At 53.5% G+C, this 18498-nt stretch carries 17 protein-coding genes and 1 rRNA gene; 8 read left to right on the forward strand and 10 right to left on the reverse strand.

Annotated elements, in window-relative coordinates:
• Positions 1-4 precede the first annotated feature (4 nt).
• Both yihX and typA read right to left on the reverse strand, forming a co-directional pair.
• A complete protein-coding gene (yihX, locus tag F9C28_RS14075) occupies positions 5-592 on the reverse strand; it encodes a glucose-1-phosphatase (RefSeq protein ID WP_199015989.1) in 588 nt (195 codons plus the stop codon).
• Between the two features lie 216 nt (positions 593-808).
• Positions 809-2629: a ribosome-dependent GTPase TypA gene (gene typA, locus F9C28_RS14080; RefSeq protein WP_199015990.1), complete on the reverse strand. Its 1821-nt coding sequence runs from the start codon at positions 2627-2629 to the stop codon at positions 809-811.
• 387 nt (positions 2630-3016) lie between these two features.
• On the opposite strand from typA, the gene glnA reads away from it, so the two are divergent.
• The 4 genes from glnA (at position 3017) to F9C28_RS14100 (ending at position 7309) form a co-directional block, all read left to right on the forward strand.
• Positions 3017-4426: a glutamate--ammonia ligase gene (glnA, locus tag F9C28_RS14085; RefSeq protein WP_199015991.1), complete on the forward strand. Its 1410-nt coding sequence runs from the start codon at positions 3017-3019 to the stop codon at positions 4424-4426.
• 192 nt (positions 4427-4618) lie between these two features.
• Entirely contained in the window at positions 4619-5668 is a 1050-nt protein-coding gene (gene glnL, locus F9C28_RS14090) for a nitrogen regulation protein NR(II) (protein WP_199015992.1), read from the forward strand.
• An 8-nt stretch (positions 5669-5676) separates the two neighbouring features.
• Positions 5677-7086 (forward strand): nitrogen regulation protein NR(I), encoded by a 1410-nt coding sequence (gene glnG / locus F9C28_RS14095; RefSeq protein ID WP_199016005.1) that lies wholly within the window; start codon positions 5677-5679, stop codon positions 7084-7086.
• Positions 7087-7186: 100 nt separating this feature from the next.
• The gene (locus F9C28_RS14100; RefSeq protein ID WP_199015993.1) at positions 7187-7309 is read left to right on the forward strand and encodes a YshB family small membrane protein; all 123 of its coding nucleotides are present in this window, start codon (positions 7187-7189) and stop codon (positions 7307-7309) included.
• Between the two features lie 31 nt (positions 7310-7340).
• Here F9C28_RS14100 and hemN read toward each other — a convergent pair whose 3' ends face one another.
• Both hemN and yihI read right to left on the reverse strand, forming a co-directional pair.
• The gene (gene hemN / locus F9C28_RS14105; protein ID WP_199015994.1) at positions 7341-8714 is read right to left on the reverse strand and encodes an oxygen-independent coproporphyrinogen III oxidase; all 1374 of its coding nucleotides are present in this window, start codon (positions 8712-8714) and stop codon (positions 7341-7343) included.
• 190 nt (positions 8715-8904) lie between these two features.
• Positions 8905-9414 (reverse strand): Der GTPase-activating protein YihI, encoded by a 510-nt coding sequence (gene yihI, locus F9C28_RS14110; protein WP_199015995.1) that lies wholly within the window; start codon positions 9412-9414, stop codon positions 8905-8907.
• A gap of 575 nt (positions 9415-9989) precedes the next feature.
• Between yihI and yihA the strand changes: the two genes are divergently transcribed.
• A complete protein-coding gene (yihA, locus tag F9C28_RS14115) occupies positions 9990-10631 on the forward strand; it encodes a ribosome biogenesis GTP-binding protein YihA/YsxC (RefSeq protein WP_199015996.1) in 642 nt (213 codons plus the stop codon).
• 134 nt (positions 10632-10765) lie between these two features.
• Here the strand turns inward: yihA and F9C28_RS20555 are convergent, their stop codons facing one another.
• Both F9C28_RS20555 and polA read right to left on the reverse strand, forming a co-directional pair.
• Positions 10766-10813 carry a spot 42 RNA, inhibition of DNA synthesis gene (locus F9C28_RS20555; RefSeq protein ID WP_071892919.1) on the reverse strand — a complete coding sequence of 16 codons (48 nt, stop codon included), beginning with the start codon at positions 10811-10813 and terminating at the stop codon, positions 10766-10768.
• 164 nt (positions 10814-10977) lie between these two features.
• Positions 10978-13770, reverse strand: a complete 2793-nt coding sequence (polA, locus tag F9C28_RS14120) for a DNA polymerase I (protein WP_199015997.1) — start codon at positions 13768-13770, stop codon at positions 10978-10980.
• A gap of 440 nt (positions 13771-14210) precedes the next feature.
• On the opposite strand from polA, the gene F9C28_RS14125 reads away from it, so the two are divergent.
• Positions 14211-15119, forward strand: a complete 909-nt coding sequence (locus F9C28_RS14125) for an acyltransferase (RefSeq protein ID WP_199016006.1) — start codon at positions 14211-14213, stop codon at positions 15117-15119.
• A 23-nt stretch (positions 15120-15142) separates the two neighbouring features.
• Here F9C28_RS14125 and dsbA read toward each other — a convergent pair whose 3' ends face one another.
• The 3 genes from dsbA to F9C28_RS14140 form a co-directional block, all read right to left on the reverse strand.
• On the reverse strand, positions 15143-15766 hold the full coding sequence (dsbA, locus tag F9C28_RS14130; protein WP_199015998.1) for a thiol:disulfide interchange protein DsbA: 624 nt from the start codon (positions 15764-15766) through the stop codon (positions 15143-15145).
• A gap of 25 nt (positions 15767-15791) precedes the next feature.
• Positions 15792-16778 carry a serine/threonine protein kinase gene (locus F9C28_RS14135; RefSeq protein WP_199015999.1) on the reverse strand — a complete coding sequence of 329 codons (987 nt, stop codon included), beginning with the start codon at positions 16776-16778 and terminating at the stop codon, positions 15792-15794.
• A gap of 76 nt (positions 16779-16854) precedes the next feature.
• Positions 16855-17124: a YihD family protein gene (locus F9C28_RS14140; RefSeq protein ID WP_199016000.1), complete on the reverse strand. Its 270-nt coding sequence runs from the start codon at positions 17122-17124 to the stop codon at positions 16855-16857.
• Positions 17125-17195: 71 nt separating this feature from the next.
• Between F9C28_RS14140 and mobA the strand changes: the two genes are divergently transcribed.
• The gene (mobA, locus tag F9C28_RS14145) at positions 17196-17777 is read left to right on the forward strand and encodes a molybdenum cofactor guanylyltransferase MobA (RefSeq protein ID WP_199016001.1); all 582 of its coding nucleotides are present in this window, start codon (positions 17196-17198) and stop codon (positions 17775-17777) included.
• Positions 17777-18286, forward strand: a complete 510-nt coding sequence (gene mobB, locus F9C28_RS14150; RefSeq protein WP_199016002.1) for a molybdopterin-guanine dinucleotide biosynthesis protein MobB — start codon at positions 17777-17779, stop codon at positions 18284-18286. The genes mobA and mobB overlap by 1 nt, the downstream gene beginning before the upstream one ends.
• A gap of 107 nt (positions 18287-18393) precedes the next feature.
• Here the strand turns inward: mobB and rrf are convergent.
• Positions 18394-18498, reverse strand: a 5S ribosomal RNA gene (gene rrf, locus F9C28_RS14155); the annotation flags it as partial.

Genomic DNA, 18498 nt, shown 5'->3' on the forward strand with positions numbered 1-18498 from the left:
GCACTCAGGAAAAATAGCCGGTAATGGCGGCTTTATCGTTGACCAGAATACTGGTGATCCCCACCTGGCGCGCCCCGCGGATGTTCTCTTCGTTATCGTCAAAGAACACCGCATCGGAGGGGCTGAATCCTTCGGCCTCCAGCACTTTCCGGTAGATCTCCGGCTCTGGTTTACGGGTACCAAGCTCGTGGGATAAGTAGACCGCATCGGCAGTGGCGTACACTTGCGGATAGAGCGCCGGCCAATGGGTGGTATGTAAATTGTTGGTATTGGACAGGACCACTACCCGGTGCCCCTGCTCACGCAAACGGGCCATGATGTCGATAACTTCCGGGCGCAGCGACACAAATACCGCCTGCCATCCGGCGGCAAATTGCTCATAACTGAGGGGCATATTCAGCGTGTGGCACAGGGCACTGGCGAATTCTGTATCGGAGATTTCCCCACGCTCATGTTGGTGGAACGCCTCTCCCATCATAAAATCTTTTTGGAGTCGTGCCAGCGGGATACGGCTGTAATCACTCCAGACGCCCATCACCCGGTTAAAATCGATATCGACAATGACATTCCCTAAATCAAAGATATACAACATCGTGCTACCTCCAGACAGCATGGAGAATTAACTGTAGCGGGAAAGCGTCACTTTGACTATCGCCAGGCGAGGCAGGGGTAACATTCGCGGCGTAAATCGCAAAAAGCGGGAGGCGCATCGCTGTTCGTCTGTGCAGAGTGAGATGGCGGCCATAAAAAAGCCGCTGTTTTCACAGCGGCTTTTAGCCCGTTTTCCGTTACCGGAAATTAGCGGTTATTAGTCTTTCGGACCACGGTTCGCACGGCGACGATCGTTCTCGGTCAGGTGACGTTTACGCAGACGTACAGACTGCGGTGTCACTTCTACCAGTTCGTCATCATCGATGAACTCCAGCGCCTGCTCCAGCGTCATTTTGATGCACGGAGACAGGGTGGTGGCTTCGTCAGTACCGGAAGCACGCATGTTGGTCAGTTTTTTACCGGTCAGGCAGTTCACAGTCAGGTCGTTAGAACGGCTGTGAATACCGATGATCTGGCCTTCATACACTTCAGCACCGTGGCCCAGGAACAGCTTACCGCGATCCTGCAGGCTGTACAGTGCGTAAGCCACTGCTTTACCCTGGCCGTTAGAGATCAGTACGCCGTTCTGGCGCTGGCCGATTTCACCCGGACGCAGATCGTCATAGTGGCTGAAAGATGCGTACAGCAGGCCAGTACCGGAGGTCATGGTCATGAACTCAGTACGGAAGCCGATCAGGCCGCGGCTCGGGATGATGTAGTCAAGACGTACACGACCTTTGCCATCCGGCATCATGTCGCGCAGTTCGCCTTTACGCAGACCCAGCGCTTCCATGACGGAACCCTGATTCTGTTCTTCAACGTCCAGAGTAACCTGTTCGAACGGTTCCTGGCGGCGACCGTCGATGTCACGGAAGATAACTTTCGGACGGGAAACCGCCATTTCGAAACCTTCACGACGCATGTTTTCGATCAGTACCGACAGGTGCAGTTCACCACGGCCAGATACGCGGAACGCATCCGGGTCAGCAGTTTCTTCAACACGCAGCGCCACGTTATGAACCAGCTCTTTGTTCAGGCGGTCCAGAATCTGGCGAGACGTCACGTATTTACCTTCTTTACCGCAGAACGGAGAGGTGTTTACGCAGAAGAACATGGTCACCGTCGGTTCATCAACGGTCAGTGCCGGCAGCGCTTCAACATTCTGCGGATCGCAGATGGTGTCGGAGATGTTCAGTTCACCCAGACCGGTGATGGCAATGATATCGCCCGCTTCCGCAGAAGCAGATTCGATACGCTGCAGACCCATATGGCCCAGAACAGTGCCCACTTTACCGTTACGGCGGTTGCCTTCAGCATCAACGATAGTCACTTGCTGGTTAGGTTTAACCACACCACGTTTGATACGGCCAATCCCGATAACACCAACGTAGTTGTTGTAGTCGAGCTGGGAGATCTGCATCTGGAACGGACCATTCATGTCAACGTTCGGTGCTTCAACGTGTTTGACGATGGTTTCGAACAGCGGAGTCATGTCTTCAGCCATGTCTTCGTGATCCAGACCCGCGATACCGTTCAGCGCAGAGGCGTAAACGATCGGGAAGTCCAGCTGTTCATCAGTAGCACCCAGGTTTACGAACAGGTCAAACACCTGATCGACAACCCAGTCAGGACGCGCGCCAGGGCGGTCGACTTTGTTAATAACCACGATCGGTTTCAGACCATTGGCAAATGCCTTCTGGGTCACGAAACGGGTCTGCGGCATAGGGCCATCCATTGCGTCGACAAGCAGCAGAACGGAGTCGACCATAGACATTACACGTTCAACTTCACCACCGAAATCGGCGTGCCCCGGGGTATCAACGATGTTGATACGGTAGTCACGCCAGTTGATAGCCGTGTTTTTCGCGAGGATGGTGATCCCACGCTCTTTCTCCAAATCGTTGGAGTCCATGACACGTTCGGTCAGTTCACTTCTCTCACCGAAAGTACCAGATTGTTGCAGCAGCTTGTCAACCAGGGTGGTTTTACCATGGTCAACGTGCGCAATAATGGCGATGTTACGCAGATTTTCGATCACAACTTTGCCTCAGGCATTAGAAATAGCGCGTTATTGTACACGTATTAATCGACGGACTAAACAGGATCACAATAAACCTTTACAAACAACCCTCGTTGCCGGGCTTTGTGATCGTCTTCACTGAGCAAAACCAGCGCCCAAAACAAAAATCGCACCAATAGAGTGCAATGCGTTCCCACATTTGCACTATATTGGTGCAATAATTCCATCCTGGTGCAGCCGTTTTGCACTATGACGCGCATGATAACGCCTTTTGCACCCTTTTTAAAAGTTGGCACAGATTTCGCTACGTAAGAAATTAGTAGAATCACTGCAAAAAGCCACATTTTAGAAGTGTGCAAGACCTCGTTACCACGACGACAATGATAAAACCCGGGAGAGTTAAGTATGTCCGCTGAACACGTTTTGACGATGCTGAATGAACATGAGGTGAAGTTTGTCGATCTGCGCTTCACCGATACCAAAGGTAAAGAACAGCACGTCACTATCCCTGCCCACCAGGTAAATGCTGACTTCTTTGAAGAAGGTAAAATGTTCGATGGCTCCTCCATCGGCGGGTGGAAAGGCATCAATGAATCTGACATGGTGCTGATGCCGGACGCCTCTACCGCGGTTATCGATCCGTTCTACGAAGAACCGACCCTGCTGATCCGCTGTGACATCCTTGAGCCAGGCACCATGCAGGGCTATGACCGCGACCCGCGTTCCATCTCTAAACGTGCTGAAGACTACCTGCGCTCTACCGGTCTGGCTGACACCGTACTGTTCGGGCCAGAACCTGAATTCTTCTTGTTCGACGATATTCGCTTCGGCAGCTCTATCTCCGGTTCTCACGTGGCTATCGACGATATCGAAGGCGCGTGGAACTCCGCTACCAAATACGAAGGCGGCAACAAAGGCCACCGTCCGGGCGTGAAAGGCGGTTACTTCCCGGTGCCGCCTGTTGACTCTTCCCAGGACCTGCGCTCTGCCATGTGCCTGACCATGGAAGAAATGGGCCTGGTGGTAGAAGCGCATCACCACGAAGTGGCGACCGCTGGCCAGAACGAAGTGGCGTGCCGCTTCAACACCATGACCAAAAAAGCGGACGAAACTCAGATCTACAAATACGTGGTGCACAACGTGGCGCACCGCTTCGGCAAAACTGCGACCTTTATGCCAAAACCGATGTTTGGGGATAACGGCTCCGGCATGCACTGCCATATGTCCCTGGTCAAAAACGGGGTGAACCTGTTCGCCGGTGACAAATACGCGGGCCTGTCTGAAATGGCGCTGTACTACATCGGCGGCGTTATCAAACACGCAAAAGCAATTAACGCCCTGGCAAACCCGACCACCAACTCCTACAAACGTCTGGTCCCGGGTTACGAAGCACCGGTTATGCTGGCTTACTCTGCCCGCAACCGCTCTGCCTCTATCCGTATTCCCGTGATTGCCTCCCCGAAAGGCCGCCGTATCGAAGTCCGTTTCCCGGACCCGGCAGCCAACCCGTACCTGTGCTTTACCGCACTGCTGATGGCGGGCCTGGACGGCATTAAAAACAAAATTCATCCGGGCGAAGCCATGGATAAAAACCTGTATGACCTGCCGCCGGAAGAAGCGAAAGAGATCCCACAGGTTGCCGGCTCTCTGGAAGAAGCACTGAACGCGCTGGATCAGGACCGCGAGTTCCTGAAAGCGGGTGGCGTGTTCTCTGACGACAGCATCGACGCTTACATCGAACTGCGCCGCGCTGAAAACGACCGCGTACGCATGACGCCGCACCCGGTTGAGTTCGAACTGTATTACAGCGTGTAACCCTCGCTGATGGCTTCCTGGCCGGTAGCGCCACGCGGCCGGGAAACCAGAAATGTCGTTTTTTGTTGCCGTGGAAACTTTTCAGCCCATCTCCGGATGGGCTTTTTTCACCGACACGACACGCCGATATCGCCTGATTCCGGGTCAGAACGCTACAATGCACTAAAACAGTGCAATCCGAGGAGGCTGCAAATGGCAACCGGAGTATTGCCCGATGCCGGGCAGATCCTTAATTCTCTCATTAACAGTATTCTGCTGGTGGATGACACCCTGGCGGTGCATTACGCCAACCCGGCAGCGCAGCAACTGCTGGCACAAAGCGCCCGCAAACTCTATGGCACGCCACTTCCTGAGCTGCTGAGCTATTTCTCATTAAATATCGATCTGATGCGAGAGAGCCTCAATGCGGGCCAGGGCTTTACGGATAACGAAGTGACCCTGGTACTGGATGCCCGGTCCCATATCCTCTCCCTGACCGCACAGCGGCTGCCTGATGGCTATATCCTGCTGGAGATGGCCCCGATGGATAATCAGCGCCGGCTCAGCCAGGAGCAATTGCAGCATGCCCAGCAGATAGCCGCCAGAGATCTGGTGCGTGGCCTGGCACATGAAATTAAAAACCCGCTGGGCGGCCTACGCGGTGCGGCGCAATTACTCAATAAAGCGCTGCCGGACCCGTCGTTAACCGAGTACACCAAAGTCATTATTGAGCAGGCCGACCGGTTACGTAACTTGGTGGACCGGCTGTTAGGGCCTCAGCACCCCGGGATGCACGTGACGGAAAGCATCCATAAGGTGGCCGAGCGGGTGGTGAAACTGGTCTCGATGGAGCTACCAGACAACGTGAAGCTGATCCGTGACTATGACCCGAGCCTGCCGGAGCTGGCCCACGACCCCGATCAAATCGAGCAAGTCCTGCTGAATATTGTGCGTAATGCGCTTCAGGCACTGGGCCGCGACGGCGGCGAGATAATCCTGCGCACCCGCACGGCATTTCAGCTCACATTACACGGCGTGCGTTACCGGCTCGCCGCCAGGATCGATATTGAAGACAATGGCCCGGGTATCCCTGCCCAGTTGCAGGATACCCTGTTCTACCCCATGGTCAGTGGCCGGGAAGGTGGTACCGGGTTGGGGCTGTCGATAGCCCGCAGTCTTATCGATCAACATTCAGGGAAAATTGAATTTACCAGTTGGCCAGGCCATACCGAGTTCTCGGTTTTCCTGCCTATTCGGAAATAGAGGTGTTTATGCAACGTGGGATAGCATGGATCGTTGATGACGATAGCTCCATTCGCTGGGTGCTGGAACGGGCGCTGACCGGTGCGGGCTTAAGCTGTGTTACGTTTGAAAATGGGCATCAGGTACTGGAAGCACTGACCACCAAAACCCCCGATGTGCTGCTGTCTGACATCCGCATGCCCGGCATGGACGGGCTGGCATTGCTCAGCCAAATTAAGCAGTTGCACCCGATGCTACCGGTCATCATTATGACGGCACACTCCGATCTGGACGCCGCCGTCAGCGCCTATCAGCAAGGGGCTTTCGACTATTTGCCCAAGCCGTTTGATATTGACGAAGCGGTGGCGCTGGTTGATCGCGCCATTAGCCACTATCAGGAACAACAGCAGCCGCGTAACACCCAGGTCAACGGCCCCACCACGGATATTATCGGTGAAGCACCCGCGATGCAGGATGTCTTTCGGGTGATAGGCCGCCTGTCCCGCTCATCGATCAGCGTTTTGATTAACGGCGAATCCGGCACCGGTAAAGAGCTGGTCGCCCATGCGCTGCACCGCCACAGCCCCCGGGCCAAATCGCCGTTTATTGCGCTAAATATGGCGGCAATTCCCCGGGATCTGATTGAATCTGAGCTATTCGGCCACGAAAAAGGCGCCTTTACCGGCGCTAATCAGATTCGCCAGGGCCGTTTTGAACAGGCCGATGGCGGCACGCTGTTCCTGGATGAGATTGGCGATATGCCGCTGGATGTCCAGACCCGCCTGTTACGCGTGCTGGCTGATGGCCAGTTCTACCGGGTGGGGGGCTATGCACCGGTAAAAGTGGATGTGCGCATCATTGCCGCCACCCATCAGAACCTGGAGCTGCGGGTACATGAAGGCAAGTTCCGTGAGGATTTATTCCACCGCCTGAACGTTATCCGGGTTCACCTGCCGCCCCTGCGCGAACGCCAGGAAGATATTCCCCGTCTGGCGCGCCATTTCTTGCAGGTTGCCGCCAGGGAGCTGGGCGTGGAAGCCAAACAACTGCACCCGGAAACGGAAGCCGCGCTCACCCGTCTGGCCTGGCCGGGTAACGTCCGCCAGCTGGAAAATACCTGCCGCTGGTTAACGGTCATGGCCGCAGGCCAGGAAGTGCTTATCCAGGATTTACCGCCCGAATTATTTGAAGTGAGTGTGCCGGACAGTACCGATCAATCGCTACCGGATAGCTGGGCAACCCTGCTGGCACAGTGGGCCGATCGGGCGTTACGTTCCGGTCATCAAAACCTGCTGTCAGAGGCACAACCGGAGATGGAGCGCACCTTGCTGACCACTGCACTGCGCCACACTCAGGGCCATAAGCAAGAGGCCGCAAGGTTATTAGGCTGGGGGCGCAATACCCTGACGCGCAAACTCAAAGAGCTGGGTATGGAGTAAGGGCTGGCCATCGCCGGGGCGGGGAGAATTGCTGTTATTTTCGCCTTTACTGTGACTAAAAGATACGTATGATCATGCCCGTTCACTCGGGGGAATAAACATGCTGGAATCACTCATCAATATGGTAACGCAGACAGCCGAAGTGGGCAGTGCTGCGGGCCATACACCGCAGACGGCTGTCGCCGCGCTGCTGTGTGCTGCGCTGATAAACTTCTTCAGCTAATAAAAAAACGGGCATTGCCCGTTTTTTTATTTTATATCACCCGGGAGAACTGCTGCAGGTGTGCCTTACGGCGCAAATAGATATCGAAGCACATACAAATATTGCGGATCAGCAGCCGGCCCCTGCCGGTAACCCGAATCCCTTGTGTATCCATCTCCACCAGCCCGTCAGCGGCCAGCGGCGTCAACAATGCCAGGTCATCGGCAAAATAGGTCGAAAATTCCAGCCCCCACTGCCGTTCAATATCGCCATAAGACAGCTGGAAATTGCAAATCAGCGCCTTTATCACATCCCGGCGAATACAGTCGTCCCGGGTCAGGGCCAGGCCGCGCCATAGTGCATCACCCTGCTCATCAACCTGCTGATAGTAAGCCTTCAGCTCTTTCTGGTTCTGGGCATAACAATCGCCAATCATACTGATGGCGGAAACCCCCATCCCCAGCAGGTCAGTATCTCCCTGGGTGGTGTAGCCCTGGAAATTACGGTGCAACACCCCATTGCGCTGGGCAATGGCTAGCTCGTCCGTTGGCCGGGCGAAATGGTCCATACCAATAAACTGATAACCCGCAGCCGTCAGGCTGGAGATGGTCTCTTGCAGAATATCCAGCTTCTGCTGTGCGCTGGGCAAATCGCTGTCTTTGATTTTCCGCTGGGCGGCGAACAACTGCGGCAAATGGGCGTAATTAAATACGCTTAGCCGATCCGGGTTCAGCGCAGCCACCCGTTGCAGGGTAAAGGCGAAACTTTCCGGGGTCTGCTTCGGCAGGCCGTAGATAAGATCAATGTTGGTGGAGGTGAAGCCCACCTCTCTGGCGCGGTTAAGCAGGGCAAAGATAAAGTCTTCGTCCTGCTCGCGGTTCACCAGACGCTGGACCTCTTTATTAAAGTCCTGCACGCCCATGCTCAGGCGGGTGAATCCTTCCTGGCGCAGGTGATCGATAACATCTAGTGCTATCTCGCGGGGATCAACCTCGATAGACATTTCCGCATCGGGGGTGAAATTAAAATAGCGGCGCAGCAGGCCCACCAGCCGGCTGATTTGTGCTTTGGTCAAATAGGTGGGGGTACCGCCGCCCCAGTGCATCTGGCTGACGTGACGGCCGGCAAACAGCGGTGCGCGGTGGATTATCTCTTGTTCCAGTACATCCAGATATTGATCGGCTTTATGCTGCTGGCGGGTGACTAATTTATTGCAGCCGCAGAAGTAACATAGCTTGTGGCAGAACGGGATATGTACATACAGGGAGAGCGGGCGCTCAGGATAGCGCGCAATCGCCCGGGAGAAATCGGCGGCGCCAAACGCGTCACTAAACTCAAGCGCCGTGGGGTAAGAGGTATAACGCGGCCCGGAATAGTTATATTTCTGGATCAGGGCCAGATCCCATTCAATTAATTGCTCAGACATACTCACTCCTTGCGACGATGCCGTCCACGCCGGGAACCCGCAACCCTGCCCATCCCTCGGGCGGTGAGCTGGCTGCGCAGCCGCCGTTGGCGCTGCGACAACCGGTGTAGTTTAACGAACAACCAACCCAGATAACAAACTATCGGTAGGATAAGTAGCAGAACCACGTTGCCCATCATCAGACCGCGGGTTATTTACCCTTCAGCAGGCGCATCATGTCTTCCTGGGCTTCTTCTTCCTCTTCCGACTCGTCATCGTCATAGGAAAGGCCCAGCTGCTGCATCAGCGCATCAATGCGATCCAGCTTCTGATCAACCCAATCACGATCTTGCTGGCTCAGGGTCTCGCCTTCTTCCATGCGCTCCAGTAAGGCATCAAGGCGCTCATCATTTTCCAGTAATTCCAGCTCAGCCTGGGGTGTCAACATAGGTTTCTCACTCTTAGGTTTGTGCTGCGGTTTTACCGGTGCATCAGTGATGCCCAGTGCAATGGGTTTCTTGCTGCCGATACGCGGATCTTGCTGGGAGGTATTTTTACCACCGTTCTGGCTACTGCCTTGTGCGCGGCTACCCGCCGAATGGCCACGGTGTTTCTTCTGGCGTTTGCGCTCACGTCCTTCCTGATCTAACTCTTCACGCGTCTTGCGATACGGTTTTGCGCGCCCTTTTCCACCGCGCGCTGTGGATGCTTGTTGCTTCATAATTTCGCCAGCTTAAGTCGTTTTATTTAGTATAGAATTGCGGCGGAATCTAGCAGAAAGCAAGCAAATAAAAAAGGCGGCAAATCATTTGCCGCCTTTTTTATTTGCTCACCACCCATTATGGGCAACACATTCCCTGTTTGCTATCGACAACCCCTGTCTTTCCCTTAGCAACAACAATCCTTGTTGTGTTCCCTTTCCCTGTTATGCGTCTCCAGACGCCCGCCATCCTGGCTTGTCCTTCTGTGTCATCCTGACACCCCTGAACACTCATCCTGAGTGTCTTACTCCTTTAAGGCTCCCCCGCCTTGATGACTACTTTACCCTGATGCGTATGACAAACAAGTGACTTACCGCGTTTTTACGATGAGATCGTTATCACACGAACGATTTAATATTTTGTTTTATAAACGTATTTTTTTTCAGGCTTACTGTACGTTTCGCTAAAGTCGCAACCTGGTTATGGTCAATGTCTCACACGGTGTAAGGTTTTTGCCTACCGGGGCGGAAATAACGGCCTTTTGCTGCCGTTCAGGTATACTCTCCACCAGCAAGGTTTACGGGAGACGACCATTTTGACTAACTGGAATTACCAACAGACGCATTTTGTGATGAGTGCGCCCGATATTCGCCACCTGCCGTCCGATACCGGTATCGAAGTGGCATTTGCAGGCCGCTCTAATGCCGGGAAATCCAGCGCGCTGAATACCCTGACCAATCAGAAAAGCCTCGCCAGAACCAGTAAGACCCCTGGGCGTACCCAGTTGATCAACCTGTTCGAGGTAGCAGAAGGCAAACGCCTGGTCGACTTGCCCGGTTACGGTTACGCCGAAGTGCCGGAAGAAATGAAACGCAAATGGCAGAAGGCCCTTGCGGAGTACCTGCATAAACGCCAGTGCCTACAGGGCCTGGTCATTCTGATGGATATTCGCCATCCACTGAAAGATCTTGATCAGCAGATGATAGCCTGGGCGGTAGACAGCAATTTACAGGTGCTGGTATTGCTGACCAAGGCGGATAAGCTGGCATCCGGGGCGCGCAAAGCGCAGCTGAATATGGTGCGTGAAGCGGTGATTGCGTTTAACGGCGATGTACAGGTTGAGGTGTTCTCATCCCTGAAGAAACTTGGGGTGGATAAGCTGAAGCATAAACTGGATGACTGGTTTACTAACCTGTCCGCAGTGGAAGCCACCGAAGACCAACAACCGGCGGAATAACAGCGCGCGTAGAACATAAGGCCACTGCGGTGGCCTTTTTTATTGCCCGCGCCATGCCGGTTCATCGCGGCTGATAATAAACGCCAGACAATAAAAAACGCCCCGGCCATTTCTGACCGGGGCGGCTAAAATATTCAGCCAAATCCGATTACGTGAAGTAAAAGGTCTGAAAGATAGAACATCTTACCTCTGTACCCTACAAGAGTAACTTTACTCCTTTTCCCGAAAACTAAAAAGGAGTTTTTGTAGTTTTTTTTCATTTCCATATGACAATTTTGTGTATCCATCACAAAAAAAGATGGGTTATGTTGCTTAATTACATAAAATACCGCGTAAAACAAAGTATTTAGTGAGCCTGATCCCAATTATCCCCGGCACCCACTTCCACCAGCAACGGCACATCCAGCGTGAAGCAATTCTCCATAAGCTCATGAATACGTGCGCTTACCGCAGCCACATCATCCTTATGTACTTCAAAGACCAGCTCATCGTGTACCTGCATAATCATTCTGACCCGCGGCTGTTCCGTTACCAGCCAGTTATCAACGGCAATCATTGCCCGCTTAATAATGTCTGCGGCGGTACCCTGCATGGGGGCGTTGATTGCGGCCCGTTCAGCCCCGGCACGGCGGGCACCATTACTGGACTTAATATCCGGTAAATAGAGGCGGCGGCCATCCAGGGTTTCAACATAACCCTGTTCTTTGGCCTGCTGGCGGGTGCGCTCCATATACTCCAGAACACCAGGGTAGCGTTCAAAATAGAGATCCATATAGCGCTGGGCTTCTTTACGCGGGATGTTCAACTGCCGCGCCAGACCAAAAGCGCTCATCCCATAGATCAGGCCGAAGTTAATCGCCTTGGCGCTGCGGCGCTGCTCGCCGGTAACGCTCTCCAGCGGTAAGCCAAACACCTCCGCCGCGGTGGCCCGGTGGATATCTTTCCCTTCGGCGAAAGCGGTCATCAAGCCGTTATCCCGGGACAGGTGCGCCATAATACGCAGCTCAATCTGGGAGTAGTCCGCCGAGACAATACGATAGTCCTCAGGGGCAATAAACGCCTGACGAATACGGCGCCCTTCGTCATTACGTACCGGGATATTTTGCAAGTTCGGATCGGTGGAGGACAAACGTCCGGTGGCCGTTACCGCCTGATGGTAAGAGGTATGCACCCGGCCGGTTTTCTGATTGATCATCAGCGGCAATTTGTCGGTGTAGGTGGATTTCAGCTTAGCCAGCCCGCGATACTCCAGAATCACCTTCGGTAGCGGGTAATCCAGCGCCAGCTCCTCCAGTACTTCTTCAGAGGTCGACGGCGCCCCGCCCGGGGTTTTCTTCAGCGGCTTGATACCCTGCTTTTCAAACAGGATGGTCTGCAGCTGTTTCGGGGATGACAGGTTAAAGGCTTCTCCGGCGATATCGTGCGCTTTCTGCTCCAGTTCCACCAGGCGCTGGGCCAGTTCTGCGGAATGGGCATGGAGCACGTCAGGATCGATCATCACCCCATTGCGTTCGATACGGGAAATCACCGGCACCAGTGGCATTTCGATGTGCTTAAACACATTAAGTGGCCCGGTCTCCGTTTGCAGCTTTGGCCACATCTGTAAGTGCAGTTGCAGAGTGACATCAGCATCTTCCGCCGCGTAGCGGCCGGCTTCTTCCAGCGCTATCTGGTTAAAGGTCAGCTGATTTTTGCCTTTCCCGGCGATCTCTTCGAAGGTAATGGTTTTGTGCTGTAGCCAGCGATCCGCCAAGCTGTCCATGTCGTGGCGCCCGGCCACGCTGTCAAGAATGTAGGATTCGAGCATGGTATCAAAAGCAATACCGCGCAGCTCAATACCGTAGTTCGCCATGATGCCGCGATCATATTTCAGATTCTGGCCCACTTTCAGACAGTCAGGATCTTCCAGCAGGGGCTTAAGCTTCTCCAGTACTCGCTCTCTGGCCAGCTGGTCCGGGGCATCAATATAGTCATGGGCCACCGGAATATATATCGCTTTACCAGGTGCTACGGCAAAAGAGAGCCCGACCAGATTGGCGTTAATGTTATCCAGGCTGTCAGTTTCAGTATCAAACGCAATCACCGGCGCTTTTTTCAGTTCGGCAATCCAGGCATCGAGTGCAGCGTCATCCAGGATAGTGGCGTATTCATCATAAGAGATGGCCACCGCGTTTTGCTCAGATGCAGCGGGTTCAGCAGCTGGGGTAACCGCGGCCACAGGTTTCGCCGCCTTGCCGCCTTTCGCCTGCAGCCATTTACCGGCTTCAACATCGCTAACCCAGCGCTTAAATTCATAGCGGCTGAACAGCGCCAGCAGCGCCTCGCTATCCGGCTCATTCACCGCCAGCTGCTGGCAGCTTAGCTCCAGCGGGACATCGGTCTTAATGGTTGCCAGGGTGTAAGAGAGGTAGGCCACCTCTTTGTGCTGTTCCAGCTTCGCCGCCATGGTTTTTGCCCCACGGAAGGTAAGCCCGGCAATTTTTTCCGGGTGCTGGTACAGCGTATCCAGCCCACCCAGCCCTTGCAGTAATGCCTGGGCCGTTTTCTCACCCACCCCAGGTACCCCGGGAATGTTATCGGACGAGTCACCCATCAGGGCCAGGAAGTCGATAATCAGTTCCGGCGGAACCCCATATTTGGTCACCACTTCCTCAGGCCCGAGGACGGTATTGGTCATGGTGTTAATCAGGGTGATAGCCGGGGTAACCAGCTGCGCCATGTCTTTATCGCCGGTGCTGATCAGTACCGGCTGCCCGGCACGTTCGGCTTCCCGGGCCAGAGTACCGATAACGTCATCGGCTTCAACCCCGGGAACCACTAACAGCGGCAGGCCCATGGCTTTTACCATGGCGTGCAGCGGCTCGATCTGCACCCGCAGATCGTCCGGCATCGGCGGTCGGTTCGATTTATAGCTTTCAAACAGCTCGTCACGGAAGGTTTTACCTTTGGCATCAAACACCACCGCAATGTGCGAAGGATGGAACTGCAGCAACAGGCTGCGCAGCATGTTCAGCACACCGTACATCGCCCCTGTCGGCTCGCCTGCGCTGTTTGTCAGAGGGGGAAATGCGTGATACGCCCGGTAAAGATAAGAAGAGCCATCGACCAGGATAAGGGGGTTTTCTGCAATCTGGACCATAATGTTCCGTGCCTGATTATGAATTCATAGGTCAAGGATGCCATAGGCGGGCGATAAACATGAACTTTTGCCGCCAGAAAGCTGAAAAGAAATGCCCGATTTGTCGATCCCTGACAGGATCTTCCTGTGGATAAGTTTGTGTGTAATTTCCATGGTAATTTCCCGGGAATATATTTAAGCAGCACGACACTTATATAATACATTTTATTTCAATAACTTATTGTTGCTCAAAGGTTAAATAACGTTTGCCACAGGTAACATATCAATGTGGATATAAACGCCAGTTTGTACGCCAGCAGCGCACTATTCTGATGCGGCAGTGTAGTTTTTCGCATGGTTCAGGTTTACTTAAGTCGCCAGGGCACTTTTTCTGGTAAAATCTGCGTCTTATTACACTTTTTTAGCGGCATAACCTTGCTAACTAACTGATAAACAAAATGATGTCGAGATTGATTGCCGCGATTACTTTATTACTAAGTGTCGTTCTTACTATCCTGGTTACGATTGCCTGCTCCGTACCCATTATTCTGGCCAGCATTATTAAGCTGCTGCTACCGATCCCTGTCATCTGGCGTACTGTCTCTGCGTTTTGTAATTTCATGATGTATTGCTGGTGTGAAGGGCTGGCTATCCTGTTGCGGCTGAATCCCCACCTTCAGTGGGATGTGGAAGGGCTCAATGGCCTGAGCAAGAAAAACTGGTATTTATTGATCTGCAATCACAGCAGCTGGGCTGATATCGTGATCCTGTGCGTGCTGTTCCGTAAGCAGATCCCGATGAATAAATACTTCCTCAAACAGCAGCTAGCCTGGGTGCCTTTTATTGGCCTGGCCTGCTGGGGGCTGGATATGCCGTTTATGAAGCGCTACTCCCGCAGTTATCTGCTACGCCACCCCGAACGTCGCGGCAAGGATGTGGAAACCACACGCCGTTCTTGTGAGAAATTCCGCGCCCACCCCACAACGATTGTTAATTTCGTCGAAGGCTCGCGGTTCACACCAGAAAAACATCACCAGACACGTTCGACTTATCAGAATCTGTTGCCCCCTAAAGCCGCCGGTATCGCAATGGCGCTGAACGTACTGGGCGAACAGTTCGATAAACTATTAAACGTCACCCTCTGCTACCCGGAGAACCGACATTCGCCCTTCTACGATATGCTAAGCGGTAAGCTGACCCGGATCGTTGTGCGGGTGAATCTGGTGCCGATTGAAGGTGAGCTGCACGGGGATTATGTGAATGATAAGAACTTTAAGCGCCGTTTTCAGCGCTGGCTAAACAGCCTGTGGCAGCAGAAAGACGAGCAGTTGACGCAAATATACCAAGATAATAAAAAAGCCGGTCAGTGACCGGCTTTTTTTGTCTGACGCGCTTATTTTTTCGCAACCAGCGCGCTTACCGTGTTCGCATACTGCTGAACAAAGACGTTCATGTCGCTGGTATCCATACCCTGCGGGTTAAGCATATATTTACCGTTCACATACATCGCCGGTACTCCCTGAAGCTGGAAGTCAGCGGCGGCTTTCTCCTGTTGTACTACCAGGGATTTCACCACAAAGCTGTTCCACGCAGCGTCGTACTCTTCTGGTTTAACCCCCGCGTCAATAAACACCTGACGGATATCCGCTACATTCTGCACAGTCTGGGTTTTCTGCACTGCGTCAAACATCGGATTGGAGATTTTATCTTCCACGCCCAGCGCCATAGCAACACCCCAGGCCTGGGTCAGATCTTTACCCAGCGGCCCGAGGAACTCGACGTGGTAACGGGCCATTTTGACCCCTTCAGGCAGTTTCTTTTCTACACTTTCAGACACGTGCAGTACGTGCTCAAACTGGTAGCAATGCGGGCAATAGAAGGAGAAGAATTCAACAACCTGCGGCGCGCCAGCAACCGGTTTATCCAGCGTAATATATTGTTTTCCGTTCTCGATCTGGGCAGCAGAAGCACCAAATGCGAGAACCATCCCCGCCAGCGCCAGCAAAACTTTTTTCATCTCAATATCTCCTGAAAGAGTCACATTAATACATCGGCATTAATTGTAATGGCGGTTCATTCAGAACCTTAACCTGCTCATTAAAGGTGGCAGTCTGTCTTCGCCAGAAATCTTCCTCCCGTAGCCAGGGGAAATTTCCAGGAAATGCGGGGTCGTCCCAGCGCCGTATTATCCACGCCAGATAATAAACCAATCGCATCGCGCGTAAAGGTTCGATCAACGCAATTTCTTTGGGATCAAAGCGCTGGAACTCTTCATAGGCTTCCAGCACCGTTTCAAGCTGGATGCGCTGTTCCTGACGATCGCCATTCAGCAGCATCCACAAATCCTGCACTGCCGGGCCATTACGCGCATCGTCTAAATCCACAAACAGCGGCCCGTCGCGCCACAGGATATTCCCCGGGTGACAGTCGCCGCGCAGGCGCAGTGTGGTGACGCTATCAGACCAGCGCGGGATCACCGCAGCGATCAGCGCATCAGTGGCCTGTAGAAAAGCGGCTTTTAACCCAGCGGGGATCAATGGTGTCTGCTCATAGATATTGCGCGGCTGATGCAAATATTCATCCAGCCCGATATCCGGCCGGTACGTAAAGCGGCAGCGCTGCCCGATTTGATGAATACGGCCAAGATAGCTGCCGACCCATTCCAGTTGATCAAGATTATCGACTTCAAACTGGCGGCCACCCAGGCTCGGGAAGACAGCAAAAGAGAAGCCGTCATGTTGTAGCAGCGTCTCGCCATTAAGTATCAGCGGCGCCGCGATGGGCACATCATGTTCCGCCAGTTCGAGGGCGAACTGGTGCTCTTCCGCAATTTGTTGTGTGGTCCAGCGCTGGGGACGGTAGAATTTGACGACATAACGCCGCCGATCTTCATCCTGAAACTGGTAAACCCGGTTTTCATAGCTGTTAAGCGGCGTAAGCCCGGAATCAACCCGGATCCCCTGGGCAAATAATGCATCAAGGATAGTATCCGGGTGTAATGTCTGAAAATTAAATGCGTTATCTGTCATTCCGATATCCGCAGAGTGGCACGAATATAGCAGAATAACATTTCACGGCGCCAACGGTGGCGTCTCTTACAAGCTTTTACTCTTTAATAACACCGCGGGCCTTCAGCAACGCGGTTTTGAAGTCTTCTTCGTAGTCTTTTTGCAGACCGGGGATCGCGGCATCTTTACTGCTACTGCGCATTTTCAGATGGTAGATCAGAATATCATCGGTCAGATCAACCAGATCACCGTTAAAGCCTGCTTCGCTGGCCAGTTTCTGTAAAAATTGCAGCAAGTTTAGATCGGGCTCTTTCTGCCATTCTGGCTGGAGCAACTCGATCACTTCGTTAAGACGTTTGCATTTCATGGTGGTACTCCTTTTACTTGATAGCAACACGTTAGCAGGCTCAATCCCACATGAAAAGGGGCGATATAGTAATGAGATTATCCCAGCTACAGGGGGCAATTCTGGCCGGAGGCCGGGCCACCCGTATGGGGGGCCAGGACAAAGGGCTGGTTCAACTCAACGGCCAGCCACTCTGGCAGCGGGTATATACGCGTCTGGCCCCGCAGACTGGCGGGGTGATGATAAGCGCCAACCGCAATATTGCCGAATACCAGAAAAGTGGCCTGCCTGTTGTTCAGGATACGCTATCTGGCTTCCCCGGCCCCCTGGCAGGCATGCTCGCGGTACTGGCATCCAGCGACAGAGAGTGGTTTCTGTTTTGCCCCTGCGATGTCCCCGGGATCCCGCAAGACCTGGCGCGGCGTCTCTGGGAAAATAAGCAGGCTGCTCCCGCCGCCTGGGTACATGACGGCGAGCGCGATCATCCAACAATAGCCCTGGTTCACCGCCGCCTACAGGCGCCCCTGAGGGAGTATTTGCAGGCCGGAGAGCGGCGGGTTATGGTTTTTCTGCGGCAGGCCGGTGGGGTGCCGGTTTCCTTTGCTGGACAGCATAGCGCCTTTGCGAATGTGAATAGCCCTGACGATCTCATTCTATGGCAGGAGAATAATTAATGGTCCCTTTACTGGCGATTGCTGCATTTAGCGGTACCGGGAAAACAACGTTACTTAAGCAACTGATCCCGGTGCTTACTGCCCAGGGTATTCGCGTTGGGCTGATTAAACATACCCACCACAATATGGATGTCGATAAACCCGGTAAGGACAGTTATGAGTTACGCAAAGCCGGTGCTGCCCAGACCCTGGTTGCCAGCAATCAACGCTGGGCGCTGATGACTGAAACCCCGGATGCCGGAGAGATGGATTTGCATTATCTGGCATCGCGGATGGACGCCAGTACGCTGGATCTGATCCTCGTGGAAGGATTTAAGCATGAGGTGGTGGCGAAGATATTGTTGTTTCGCGCCGCAACCGGCCATAGCCTGGCAGAGCTGGGGATTGATGCGCATACCCTGGCGGTGGCCAGTGATGAGGTACTCGATATTGATGTGGCCCAACTGGATTTGAATAATGTTGCGCAGATAAGCCAGTTTATCCGTGAGTGGCTACAGGGGCAGAAATAAGCGCATGGTGGGTTAGCACCCACCAGATAGTAATACCTGACGTCAGTCAGTAAATCGCAGACACAAAAAAGCCCTGTCTTGCGACAGGGCTTTTCCGTTTAATTAAAGCCTGGCAGTTCCCTACTCTCGCATGGGGAGACCCCACACTACCATCGGCGCTACGGCGTTTCACTTCTGAGTTCGGCATGGGGTCAGGTGGGACCACCGCGCTA

Source organism: Shimwellia pseudoproteus, assembly GCF_016415625.1.
Taxonomy (GTDB): domain Bacteria; phylum Pseudomonadota; class Gammaproteobacteria; order Enterobacterales; family Enterobacteriaceae; genus Shimwellia; species Shimwellia pseudoproteus.

Coding starts and splice junctions, on each gene's coding strand:
- yihX (WP_199015989.1), bottom strand. CDS start 592: ATGTTGTATATCTTTGATTTAGGGAATGTCATTGTCGATATCGATTTT.
- glnA (WP_199015991.1), top strand. CDS start 3,017: ATGTCCGCTGAACACGTTTTGACGATGCTGAATGAACATGAGGTGAAG.
- glnL (WP_199015992.1), top strand. CDS start 4,619: ATGGCAACCGGAGTATTGCCCGATGCCGGGCAGATCCTTAATTCTCTC.
- glnG (WP_199016005.1), top strand. CDS start 5,677: ATGCAACGTGGGATAGCATGGATCGTTGATGACGATAGCTCCATTCGC.
- F9C28_RS14100 (WP_199015993.1), top strand. CDS start 7,187: ATGCTGGAATCACTCATCAATATGGTAACGCAGACAGCCGAAGTGGGC.
- hemN (WP_199015994.1), bottom strand. CDS start 8,714: ATGTCTGAGCAATTAATTGAATGGGATCTGGCCCTGATCCAGAAATAT.
- yihI (WP_199015995.1), bottom strand. CDS start 9,414: ATGAAGCAACAAGCATCCACAGCGCGCGGTGGAAAAGGGCGCGCAAAA.
- polA (WP_199015997.1), bottom strand. CDS start 13,770: ATGGTCCAGATTGCAGAAAACCCCCTTATCCTGGTCGATGGCTCTTCT.
- F9C28_RS14125 (WP_199016006.1), top strand. CDS start 14,211: ATGTCGAGATTGATTGCCGCGATTACTTTATTACTAAGTGTCGTTCTT.
- dsbA (WP_199015998.1), bottom strand. CDS start 15,766: ATGAAAAAAGTTTTGCTGGCGCTGGCGGGGATGGTTCTCGCATTTGGT.
- F9C28_RS14135 (WP_199015999.1), bottom strand. CDS start 16,778: ATGACAGATAACGCATTTAATTTTCAGACATTACACCCGGATACTATC.
- F9C28_RS14140 (WP_199016000.1), bottom strand. CDS start 17,124: ATGAAATGCAAACGTCTTAACGAAGTGATCGAGTTGCTCCAGCCAGAA.
- mobA (WP_199016001.1), top strand. CDS start 17,196: ATGAGATTATCCCAGCTACAGGGGGCAATTCTGGCCGGAGGCCGGGCC.
- mobB (WP_199016002.1), top strand. CDS start 17,777: ATGGTCCCTTTACTGGCGATTGCTGCATTTAGCGGTACCGGGAAAACA.